Annotated in this window: 2 protein-coding genes; both read right to left on the minus strand. The window is 70.1% G+C overall.

Features of this window, described 5'->3' with window-relative positions:
- Positions 1-93: 93 nt before the first annotated feature.
- Positions 94-11,103, minus strand: a complete 11,010-nt coding sequence (locus AC5Y5E_RS05485) for a type I polyketide synthase (protein WP_499901977.1) — start codon at positions 11,101-11,103, stop codon at positions 94-96.
- A 225-nt stretch (positions 11,104-11,328) separates the two neighbouring features.
- Entirely contained in the window at positions 11,329-12,564 is a 1,236-nt protein-coding gene (locus AC5Y5E_RS05490; protein WP_499901978.1) for a glycosyltransferase, read from the minus strand.
- Between the last annotated feature and the right edge of the window lie 23 nt (positions 12,565-12,587).

A 12,587-nucleotide genomic window follows, 5' to 3' on the forward strand; every position in this document is an offset into this window, starting at 1 on the left:
TTCGCGACTGTCCGGCGAGGCTCGATGCAGGCGTCCGTGGTCGACCGACACGCGCGCGAACGCTGCCCTGGCCCGGCCATTTGGTCGCGTCGATTACGTGGGCTCGACCAGGCCGACCGAATCCGCCCTATCCGACTCCGGCACCTGACCGGCCAGGTACTCGGCGAGCGACCCGATCGTCGGATAGTCGAATACCGCGGTGGCGCTGATCGTGAACGCGCCACCGAACTGCGGGAGCAACCGGTTGCTGAATTCGACCGCCATCAGTGAATCGGTGCCCAGCTCCAGGAACCGGCTGGTGGCGGCCGGCGGCTGCGCGAGGCGCAGGAAATTCTGGACCTCGTAGCGCAGGTATTCCGTGAGGAAGCTGCCGCGCTCCGCCTCCGGCACCTCGTGCAGTTGCCGCAACAACTCGCTGTCGCCGCGGGTTGCCGTGACAGCGCTCGGCAGCACATGGTCGAGCATCGCCGGGCGAGAGGCGCCCAACCCCTTCGCGGCGCGCTGCCAGTTGGCTTTGATGACGGTCGCCTGCCCGGTTCCGTGGGCGAGGATCTCGTCGAGCGCGTTGAGGGCGGCCGAGGGCTCCAGCGGGATCAGGCCCTGCGCACTGAGGTTGGCGCGCGCGGCGTGCGAAGTGGCCATGCCGCCCTTGGCCCACGGGCCCCAGTTGATCGCGGTCGCGGGCAGGCCCTGGGCCCTGCGGTCCGCGACGAGCCCGTCGAGCAGCGCGTTGGCGGTCGCGTAGTTGGCCTGGCCGGGCGAACCGATCACGCTGGACGCCGACGAGTAGACGACGAAGAAGTCGAGATCGTCGTCCTTCGTCAGCTGATGCAGGTGGCAGCCGCCGAAGGCCTTCGGCGCCAACGCCTTGCGGAAACCCTCGAGGGTCTGCTGTGGCAGCAGCGCGTCGTCGAGGACGCCCGCCAGATGCGCCACCCCCGCGAGCGGTGGGAAGTCCGCCCGGATCCGCTCCAGCAGACCTTCGACTTCTGACCGCTCGCCGACGTCGGCCGTGATGACGTGGATGCGGCTTCGGTAGCGCTCGGTGATGCCGTCGATGGCCAGCTGCGCGTCCGCATCGGGTGCGCGCCGGCTGGTCAACACGATGTCACCGGCGCCGAGTTGGGCCAGATGGGCCGCCGTGTGCAGGCCGAGCGCACCGACGCCACCGGTGATCAGATAGCTCCGATCCCCGCGCGGCTGCAGCGGTTTCGGCATCTGCAGCACGATCTTGCCGATGTGCCGCGCCTGCTGCATGCGGCGGAACGCCGTCTTGGCCTCCGTCACCGGGTAGACCTCGGCCGCCAGCGGCGCCAGTTCGCCGCGGGCCATGCTGTCCGCCAGCTCGGCCAGCAACCTCCCGACCCGCTCGGGTTCCTGCTCGATGGTCACGTCCAGCGCGACGATCTCGTAGGCGATGTCGGGACGGGCCGCCGCCATCTGCTCCGGGGTCCAGATGTCGCGCTTGGCGATCTCGGCGAACCGGCCGCCCTGTGCGGTGGCCCGCACCGTCGCCTCGACAAACCCCTCGTTGGTCAGGCTGTTGAGCACCACGTCGACACCCGCGCCGCCGGTGTCCGCCAGTATCTGGTCGGCGAAATCCGTACTGCGCGAGTCGTAGACGTGTTCCACGCCCAGCTTGCGCAACGTCGCGCGCTTGTAGGCGCTGGCGGTGGCGAACACGGTCGCACCGCGCTGCTGCGCCAGCTGGATCGCGGCCAGGCCGACGCCGCCACTGGCGGCGTGGATCAGCACCCGATCGCCGGGCCCGACCTGCGCCCAGTCGAACGCGAGCCGGGTCGTCAGCGCACCCGCGGGAATGGTCGCCGCTCCCACGGCGCTCACCCCGTTCGGCACCGCCGCCAGGAACTCCTGCGGCACGTTGACGCGGGTGGTGAACGACCCCGGCATGAAGCCGAAGACGCGCTGGCCGACCTCGAATCCCGTTACCCCGGCACCCAGTTCGGTGACGACGCCGGAGAGGTCACCGCCGCCGATTCGGCCCGGATCGCCCGGATAGAGGCCGAGCACGTTGAGCACGTCGCGGAAGTTCAGGCCCGCCGCCTCCACCCGGATCTGGACCTGACCCGCCGCCGGCGGCGGCACCTTCATCTCGATCAGGCGGAGGTTGTCGATCGCACCGCGTTCCGTCACGTCCAGGATGTAGTCGGTCGTGCGCGGCACCTCGAGGTGGCCGTCGCGCGCCCACGGCAGCAGCCGCGGCACGAAGTACTTCCCTTGCCGCAACGCGACTTCGGGTTCGTCCGCGGGCGTGCCGAGCAGGCCGGCCAGCGAGCGCACGGCATCGTCGGCCCCGTCCGAGTCGACCAGCCGGCAGCGCAGGCTCGGCTGCTCGGTGATGACGGTCCGCCCGAAGCCCCACAGCGCCGACTGCGCCGCGTCCACCGGCTCGCCGGCCTCGGTCGCCACCGCGCGTTCGGTGACGATCCACAGGCCGCCGGTGAGTTTCAGGTCCTGCTGCGCCAGCAGCGCGCGCACGGCCGTGAGCAGCTCATCGATCTCGGTCTCGAGCCGCCCGGCGAATTCGGCGCCCGACTCTCCAGCGTCGGGCCGCCCGGGGCTGCGCCAGACGACGCCGGCCACGGGGGCGCCGCGCTCCTGAGCCTCCGCGAACAGCCGCGTCCAGCGCTCCGAGTCCAGCGATGCGCGGTCCACCGAGACACAACCCGGCACGTCGGCCGCCAGCTCCTCAAACCCGGCTATCAGCCAGGTGCCGTCGCCGTTTCCGGCGGCGCCGCCCGATGCCGGGGCCGGCACTTCCTCCCAGCCCAGGGTGTACAGGTTGCGGGTGGCGTCGCCGCCGAGCCCGCGCAGCAGCGCCTCCCGGGGCGCGCGTTTGACCGTGAAGTCGCGGATCTCGCCGAGCTGGCGGCCGTCGCGATCCACGAAGTCGAGATCGAAGGCCTGCGTTTCGCTGTCGAGACCGCCACTCTGCCAACGCGCGCGGCAGTAGAACCGCTTGGGCATCTTGTCGTGCAGCACCACCCGCCCGTAGCGCAGCGGCAGGAACAGATCGCTCAGTCCCCCGCCGTCTTCCGTCGCTGCGAGCGCCGCCTCCAAGGCCGGGAACGCGATCCCGGTGCACAGGTCGAGCAGCACCGGGTGGATCGGCTCCGTACCCAGCTGTTCGGCGAGCTCGTCGCCGATGGCGATATCGCCGACCGCCTCGCCCTCACCGGCCCACAGCGATTTGAGCGACGTGGCCCAGGTGGGACCCCAGGCCAGCTCCATGTCGGCGAAGGTGTCGAACAGCTGCTGCGGACGCGTGCGGCCCAGCCGCTCGCAGGCCGCGTCGATGGATTCCGACGGCTCCAGCGCGGGCTCTTCGTCATCCCCGCTGACGATCCGGCCGTCGGCGTTCAGCGACCACTCGGCGTCGCGGTCACCGTACGGCCGGCTGTGCACATGGAAGGTCCAACCTCCCCCGTCCTCGAGGGGATGCACGGTCAGCTGCACCTCCCGGGAGTTCTTGTCGGGCAGGATGATCGGCTCGTAGAAGAAGACGTCGCGCACCTGGGCCGGGGCCCCGACCGCGGCGATGGCCATCGCCGCGTACGTGGCGCCGGGAACGACGACGGTGCCGTAGATGACGTGATCGGAAAGCCACGGCTGCGACTTGACGGACCACCTGCTGGTGTAGACGGAGTCACCGGAGGCGAGATCCTTTGCGCTACCCAGGATTCCGGAGGCGGCGGCGCCGTCGACCGCGACGTCGGCGGTTTTGGGCCAGAACCGGCGGCGCTGGAAGGGGTAGGTAGGCAATTCGACCGTGTGGTGCGGCCGGTGGTACAGCGCGGCGAAGTCGGGCCGGTGCCCGGCCACGTAGACCGCGGCCAGCGCTTCGGCGATCTGCCCCCGGGCGTCGACGCCCTTGCGCAGGGACACGATGGAACGCGGCGTGGCCGAGGACTCGGGCCAGGCCTGCACCGCGGCCCCGGTCAGCACCGGTTGCGGGCCGATCTCCATCAACACCGAGCAGCCCAGCCCCGCCACGGTCTGCACGCTTTCGGCGAACTGCACCGGCTGGCGGGAATGCCGCCGCCAGTACTGCGCGTCCAGCGGGGTCTCCGCGGTGATCACCGCTCCGGTGCGGTTGCACACCAGGGGCAGGGTCGGCACGGCGAATTCGAATCCCTTTGCGAACGACTCGAATTCGTCGAGCGCCGGCTCCAGCAACTCCGAATGGAAGGCATGGCTGGTTTCCAGCCAGGTGCAGCGGGTGCCGTCGCCGCTGAGCCTGGCGACGATCTGTTCCAGGTCGCCGGCCGGACCCGACAGCACCGTGTTCGGGCCGTTGTAGGCGGCGACCGAAATGTGCGGGAACTCGTCGGCGATGCGCTCCACCTGCTGGGGGTCGGCGAACACCGCCACCATCCGGCCGCCCTCGGGCAGGTTCCCGAACAGCCGGCCGCGTTCGGCCATCAGCCGCGCCCCGTCCTCGAGGCTGAACACCCCGGCCACGCACGCCGCGGCGTACTGGCCCACGCTGTGGCCCAGCACCACGTCGGGCTCGACGCCCCACGACTGCCACAACCTCGCCAGGCCCATCTCGATGGCGAACAGCGCCGGCTGGGCAAACGAGGTGTGCCGCAGGGTTTCTGCGGCCTCCTCGTCGAACAGCACCTCCAGCAGCGGGCGCGGCAGCATCCCGTCGATGGCTTCCGCGCACTGCTTCACGGTGTCGGCGAAAACCGGCTCCGTGTCGAACAACTCGCGCGCCATTCCCGAGTATTGGCTGCCCTGCCCGGTGAACAACCACGCCGTCTTCGGCGGGTCACCGCACTCGCCGCGCACCGCGCCCGGCCCCAGCCGGTTCTCGGCCAACCCGGCCAGCAGCTCGCGGGCGCCCTGAACCGAGTCCACGACCAGCGCCGCCCGGTGTTCGAAATGCGAACGCCCCACCGCCGCCGTGTAGCACACGTCGGTGATGTCGGCGTCCGGGTGCTCCTCCAGCCAGGCGCCGTACCGTTGCGCCAACGACACCAGCGCCTGCGGCGAGCGCGCCGACAGCGGCAGCACGCTGACGGGTCCGTGCCCGGGCTCGGTGGCCGCGGTGACGTCGGGGGCGACGTCGTCCGCGGAAGAGCCCTCGGCGACTTCGGATTTCGCCGGCGCCTCCTCGATGAGGACGTGCGCGTTGGTGCCGGAGAACCCGAAGGAACTCGTCCCGGCGCGGCGCGGCCTGCCGTTGGCGTGCCAGGCAAGCGGCTTGTCCACCACCCGAACCAGCAGCGAGTCCCATGGGATGTTCGGCGACGGGTTCTCGAAGTGCAGGTTCTGCGGCAGGGCCTCGTGCTGCAAGGACAACACGACCTTGATCAGGCCGGCGATCCCGGCCGCCGATTCGAGGTGCCCGATGTTGGTCTTCGCCGACCCGATCAGCAGCGGCCGGTTCGGGTCACGGCCGACGCCATAGGCGGCCGCGGCGGCCTGAACCTCGATCGGGTCGCCCAGCGAGGTGCCCGTGCCGTGCGCCTCGAGGTAATCGACGTCCCCGCCGGCGAGACCGGCGCGAGCCAGCGCCGCAGCGATAAGCCGTTGCTGCGCACCACCGTTCGGCACCGTCAGACCGCTGGACGCGCCGTCCTGGTTGACCGCGCTGCCGCGGATGACGGCGCAAATGTGGTCGCCGTCGCGCTCGGCATCGCTGAGCCGTTTGAGCACCAGGATCCCGCAGCCCTCGCTGCGCGCGTAGCCGTTCGCGGCCGCGTCGAAGGTCTTGCAACGGCCGTCGGCGGCAAGCATTCTGGCGCGCGCGGTGGCGACGATGGACGCGGGGCTCACCAACACGTTCACCCCACCGGCCAGCGCCATGTCGCAGTCACCGGAATGCAGGGCCTGACAGGCCTGGTGGACGGCCACCAGCGAGGCGCTGCACGCGGTGTCCACCGCCATCGCCGGCCCTTCCAGCCCGAGCGCGAACGCCACCCGGCCCGCGATGACATTCAGCGCGTTGCCGGTGATGAAGTGGGCCTCGATGGTGTCGACCGAGTTCGCGTTCAGCAGCTGCGAATACTCGTTTGCCGCCACACCCACGAACACGCCGGTTCGACTGCCGCGCAACCCCGCGGGCGCGTACCCGGCACGTTCCAGGCCCTCCCACGCGATCTCCAGCATCAACCGCTGCTGGGGATCCATCCACACGGCCTCGCGCGGGGAGATACCGAAGAACTCCGGATCGAATCCGTCGATGCTTTCCAGGTATCCGCCGTAGCGGGTGTAGATCTTGCCCGCCGCCTCGGGGTCGGGGTCGTAGTACTCGTCGACGTTGAAGCGGTCGTCCGGGATCTCCCGGATCGCGTCGACGCCGCCGGACAGCAGCTCCCAGTAGGCGTCGGGGTCGGGTGCGCCCGGAAAGCGGCAGGCCACCGCGACGATCGCGATCGGCTCGTCCGTGCGCGCCGTGACCGCGGCCACCGCGGGCGCCGGCTGCGCCGCCGCGGCGACGGGCGCCGGTGCGTCGAGGCTCAGGACGTCGTTGACGAGGAAGTTCGCCACGTCGGTGATGCGCGGGTAGTCCATCGCCAGGGTCGACGGCAGCTCCGCGCCGACCGCTCGCTCGAGCCGGCGCCGCAGTTCGACCGCCATCAGCGAGTCCATTCCGAGGTCGAAAAGCCCGGCCTCCTCGCGGATTTCGGCAGGGTCGATCCGGGTCACGTCCGCGACGGCGTCGCGCAGGTAGTCGATGACGAGTTTCTTGCGCTGCTGCACCGGGGCCGCGGTGAGCCGGTCGACCAGCTGGGTGGTCCCGGACGCGGCCGCCTGCTCCGCCCCCGCCGCCTCGGCGGGCACCTCGCGCTGCAACTGCGTGAAGAAAGCGCGCTTCCCCGCCATCTGGTAAAGCGGCAGGAACTTGGCCCAGTCGATGCGGGCCACCACGCCGTGGGACGCGCCCTTGCCCGACGACGCCACCAGCTCGGCCATGCCCGCCAAGGCATCGGCGGGCGACAGGGGCCGGACCCCACGCTTGTCCAGTTCCGCGCGGGCCGCCTCGTCGGCCATGCCCGCGTTCGCCCACGGACCGAAGTTGACGCTGACCCCGGGCACACCCTGCTCACGCAGCCGCCAGGCCAACCCGTCCAGGAAGGCGTTGGCCGCGCTGTAAGCGGTCTGGCCGCCGGCGCCCCACACCCCGGCGATCGAGGAGGTGCTGAGGAAGAAGTCCAGCTTCAGGTCCGCGGTGGCTTCGCTCAAATTCCAAGCGCCCCAGACCTTTCCGGCGAACACCCGATCCACTTCGGCGTCGTCCAGGGACTGCAGCGGGGTGGTGCTGATCTCGCCCGCGGCGTGCACGATCCCGGCCAGCGGCGGCAGGTCGGCCCGCAGGGTGGCCAGGACGTGGGCGACGTCGTGCGGGTTGGCCACGTCGGCCGTGATGACCCGGACTTCGGCGCCGGTCTGTTCGGCTATCGCGGCGATGCGTTGTTGCGCGGCCTCGCCGGGTGCGCGCCGGCTGGTCAGCACCAGGTGCCGCGCGCCGTGCGCGGCCAGGTATTCGGCGACCTCCAGTCCGATCGCACCCAGCCCGCCGGTCACCAGATACGTTGCCTCGTCACGCAGCGCCAGCGGCGTCGCGACCGGCTGACCCGAGCGCCGGGTCAGCCGGGGAACGTAGACCGTGCCCTCGCGAAGCGCGAATTGGTCTTCACCCGCCGGCGCCGACACCAGCTGGTCGATCAGCGCGGACCACTGGTCGCCACCGCTGCCGGCCAGATCCGCCAGTCCGCCCCACAGTCGGGGGTGCTCCAAGGCGGCGGCGCGACCGAAGCCCCACAGGCAGGACTGCGCCGGTGACACCTTGTCCGCGTCGGTGGCCCGCTGCGCGCCACGGGTTATCAGCCAGATCGGTGCGCGCAGGTCAGCGCCGGCCGCGGCGCAGAAGAGCCGCCGGGTTCCGCTCAGGACCTGGTGTTGCATCCGCAACAGCGATTGCGTCGACGGTGACGGGTCCAACCCGACGGCCGCGAGATGCAGGATGCGCAGCGCCGGTTCGTCCGCTACCGCGTCGCGCAACACACCCTGGAGCCGCTCGGCGTCGGCGTCGGACACCGGCAGCCCCACGATTCGGGCCCGGTGCCCGCGCGCCGTCAGCGCGTCGACCAACGGCTGAACCCCCTGCGCGTCGTCGCTGACGAGGAGCCACGCCGAGCCCTCGCCGGCCGCCGCAGCGGCCTTGGCGGCGGATTTCTCCCAGCGGATCTCGTAGCGGGAGTCCGTGATGGACTGGGCGTTGCGCTGTTGGTTGTGTTCTGCCGCAAGCTGTTTCAGCACATCGATGGTCTGCGGATTGCTGGTGCCACCGCCCAGCAGCGCGGCGAGTTCCTCGATCCGGCCGTCCTCCAGCAGCCCGACGGCCTGGGTTCGCATGGCCGACGGCTGGCTGGCGCTGTGGGTGGCCGCGGCCCGCTGCTCACGAAACCAGTACTGGCGGTGCTGGAACGGATAGGTGGGCAGGTCGAGCTTGCGCGCGGTCACCGGCGCCAGCGCGGCGAAGTCGGGCCGGTGCCCGACGATGTAGGCGTTGGCGAGGGCTTCGGTGATCTGGCGGTGATCCGCGATGTTCCTGCGCATCGACGCGATGGCCCGCGGCGCGGTGGCCGGGTCCGGCCACGCCCGCATGGCCGCGGCGGTCAGGATCGGTTGCGGGCCGATCTCCAGCAGCATCGTGCAGTGCAGTTCGGCCAGGGTGCGCACGCTCTTGGCGAACTCGACCGGCTGCCGGGCGTGGCGACGCCAGTAGGCGCCGTCCAGCTTGGCGCTTCGGCCCAGGGCCGCGCCGGTGCGGTTGCACACCAATGTCTTTTGCGGCGCGCCGAAATCGAACCGGTTCGCGTATGCCTCGAATTCGTCGAGGACCGGATCCAGCAGCGCCGAGTGGAAGGCGTGGCTGGTGTCGAGCCAGTCGCAGCGCACACCGTCGGCTTCCAGGCCGGCCACCGCCTGGTCGAGGTCCTGCACGGGTCCCGACAGCACGGTGTTGGCGCCGTTGTAGGCGGCGACGGACAGGCTGGGGAACTCGTCGGTGATGCTTTCCACCCGCTCGGGAGCGGCGAAGACCGCGACCATCCGCCCGCCGTCGGGCAGGCTGCCGAACAGGCGGCCGCGCTCGGCCATCAGCAGCATGCCGTCCTCGAGGCTGAAAACGCCCGCGATGCAGGCGGCCGTGTATTGGCCGACGCTGTGGCCGATCACCACGTCCGCCTCGAAGCCCCACGACTGCCAGAGGCGGGCCAGGCCCATCTCGACCGCGAACAGGGCGGGCTGGGCGTAGCTGGTCTGCCGCAGGGTGTCGTCACCCTCGGGGTCGAAAATCACGTCCAGCAGCGGCTTTTCGAGCACGTCGGCGACCGCCGCCGCGCACCGGGTCATCGTCTCGGCGAACACCGGTTCGGTCTCGAACAGCTCCCGCGCCATGCCGGCATACTGGCTGCCCTGGCCCGTGAACAACCACGCCGTCTTCGGCCGGTCGGTGCAGTCACCGCGCAGCAAACCCGGTGCGGGGCGATCGTCGGCCAGCGCGGCGAGTTGCTCGCGTGCGGAGTCCGTCGAATTCACCACCAGGGCGGCCCGGTGCTCGAAGTGTGAGCGCCCGGCGCCGGCGGTGAGGCAGACGTCGGCCAACGAGGCGTCCGGGTGGGCTTCCAGCCAACTGCCGTATGCCTTGGCGAGCGCCGCCAGGGCTGCCGGGTTGCGCGCCGAGAGGGGCAACAGGCTGAACCGCCGGTCGTCCGTCGGCACCGGTGCCGCGGCGACCTGGGCCACCTCGGGCGCTTCCTCGAGGATGATGTGCGAGTTGGTCCCGGAGAACCCGAACGAGCTCACCCCGGCGATCCGGGGCCGTCCGTCGCGTGGCCAGGGCAGGGCCTCGTCCACCACCCGCACCGGAAGCCGGTCCCAGGGAATGTGCGGCGACGGCTTGCTGAAGTTCAGGTGCTTCGGCAGCACCTCGTGCTCGAGCGACAGGATCACCTTGATCAGACCCGCGATTCCCGCGGCCGCTTCCAGGTGCCCGATGTTCGTCTTCACCGACCCGATCAGCAACGGCCGGTCGGTGTCGCGCCCCTTGCCCAGTGCCGCACCGGCCGCCTGGACCTCGATCGGGTCACCCAGCGAGGTGCCGGTGCCGTGCGCCTCCAGGTATCCCACGTCGCCGGGCGCGACGCCCGCGCACTGCAGCGCCTCGGCGATCACGCGCTGCTGGGCGACCCCGTTGGGCACCGTCAATCCGCCCGACGCGCCGTCCTGGTTGACCGCGCTGCCGCGGATGACGGCCCGGATCCGGTCGCCGTCCCGGATGGCGTCCTCGAGCCGCTTGACGACGACGACACCGCAGCCCTCACCGCGCACATAACCGTCGGCGGCGGCGTCGAAGGTCTTGCACTTCCCGTCCGGGGCCAGCATGTGCGCGTGCGAGAAGGTCATCGCGGTCTTCGCGCTGAGCAGGACGTTCACCCCGCCGGCCAGCGCGAGGTCACATTCCCCGAAGCGCAGCGCCTGGCACGCCTGATGGACGGCCACCAGCGACGAGCTGCATGCCGTGTCAACGGACACGGCCGGGCCCTGCAAGCCCAGCCCGTAGCTGATCCGGCCGGCGCCCGCGGCGGACGACGTGCCGATCGCGACGTATGCCTCGATCTCCTCGTAGCTCAGCTGTTCGGAGATCAATCCCAGGTAGTCGTGGGTGCCCAGACCCATGAACACACCGGTCTTCGAGTTCGCCAGGGCCGATGGGGCGGTACCGGAATGCTCCACCGCCTGCCACGCCGTCTCCAGCAATATCCGGTGCTGCGGGTCGATCAGCATGGTCTCCCGGTTCGACAGCCCGAAGAACGGCGCGTCGAACCCGGTCACGTCCTCGATGAACCCGGCCCGGCGGCTGACGATCTTTCCGGGCGCATCGGGATCCGGGTCGTAGAATTCGTCGACGTCCCAGCGGTCCGGGGGCACCTCCGAGAGCGCGTCCCGGCCTTCGCTCAGCACATCCCAGAACGCGTTCGCATCGGCGGCACCGGGGAGGCGCACCGCGTAGCCGACGATCGCGAAGCTCTCGCCCGTGCCCTCTGATCCACGTAGATCGGTCATTTCCGACCGCCGATCATCTGCTGTTGCTTCTCGTCGTTAACCAAGACGAAAAAGCAGCCCCCGCCGTCTTCGAAGGGATTGATGCTCAACCGCGTCTCCAGACCATCTACTCGACATGGGTATAACAAGTTCTAGACCATACTTGCTGGGTGAGACGCCTGTCACGCGAATAGGTAACTGAGACAGCCGTCACGCAGCTTGCCGATCGGTTCGCCGATCAGCCGGTCAGCCGGCCACCCGCGCGCGGGCGAAATTTTCGACCAGGTCGCCGGCGGCCACGGTGCCTTTGGACGCGTCGCTCATTTGCGACGCGACTTCACGCGCCCGGGCGGCGTATTCCGGGGTGAGGATGGTGCGGAGGTCCTTCAGGAGCGTTTCCGTGGTGGCCGTCGAAAGCCGCCGGGCGGTGCCCACCTTCAGTCGTTTGATTTGGTTTCCCCAGAAGAACTGGTCGGGCAACTTCCAGAGGATCAACGCGGGCACGCCCGAGCGCAGGGCGGCGTTCGTCGTGCCCGAACCTCCGCGGTGCACGATCGCGCGAACGGTGGGAAAGATCCGCGCGTAGTTCATCGTGTCCACCACCTTGACGTGGTCGAAATGCGGGCCGTTGCTGTAGTCGCTGCCCGCGGATACCACCAGCCCCCGCACCCCTAGTTCGGCGGTGGCCGCGCCGATCATGGTCATGATCGCGGTCGGGTCGTCCACCGGGATGCTGCCGAAGCCGAAGGAAATCGGCGGTTCGCCTTCGGCGATCCAGGCCGCGATCTCGTCGTCGGCGTCGGTTTGCCACTCCAGCGTCAACGTGCCGACATTGGGGCGCTCCTTGGTGTATTCCGCCCATTGGGCCGGCAACCAGGGAAACAGCGCCGCGTCGTAGGCCTGCAGCTCCAGCGAACCGCGTTCGACGATCCGCTGCGGCGCGGGCTTCGTGGCCTTCGGCAGGCCGAGCTCACGACGCTGCGCGCCTTCGACCTTCTTGCTCAGCAGCCAATAACCCCATTCGTACGCCCGCACCTGTCGGGCGGCGGTGGCCCGGATCGGGTTGTAATGCAGCGTGGCCAACGGGATGTTGTAGTGCTCCGCCACGCTGCTCGCCTGCTCCTCCCAGCTCTGGCCGGTCAACAGCAGGTCGGCGCCCTCCGCCGCCGCGACGAGCGTCCTGCTCATGTCGGCCCAGCACGTGGTGAAGACGTCCCATCTGTCGCGCCAGAAACTGATCAGGCCCCGGATTTTCCAGGGTTGGCGGAAAAACAAACTCATGAAGCTGCGCAACGGTTTCATGCTCTCCGACCAGTCGACTCCGTAGGCGACCGCCGAAAGCCCGAGCTTTTCGACGAAGGCGATCTGGTCGGGCGGGACGGCCATGCACACTTCGTGCCCGCGGCGCGCCAGCTCGCGGCCAACGACCGCGACGGGCTCGATATCGCCACGGCTTCCCCAGCACGCCAGCACAAACTTCATGGAGCTCCTCGCTCTTCTACTTG

This window comes from Mycobacterium sp. NGS54, assembly GCF_059812465.1.

What these genes read in the sequence shown, in the direction of transcription:
- AC5Y5E_RS05485 (WP_499901977.1), bottom strand. Translation starts at nt 11,103, where the DNA reads ATGACCGATCTACGTGGATCAGAGGGCACGGGCGAGAGCTTCGCGATC.
- AC5Y5E_RS05490 (WP_499901978.1), bottom strand. Translation starts at nt 12,564, where the DNA reads ATGAAGTTTGTGCTGGCGTGCTGGGGAAGCCGTGGCGATATCGAGCCC.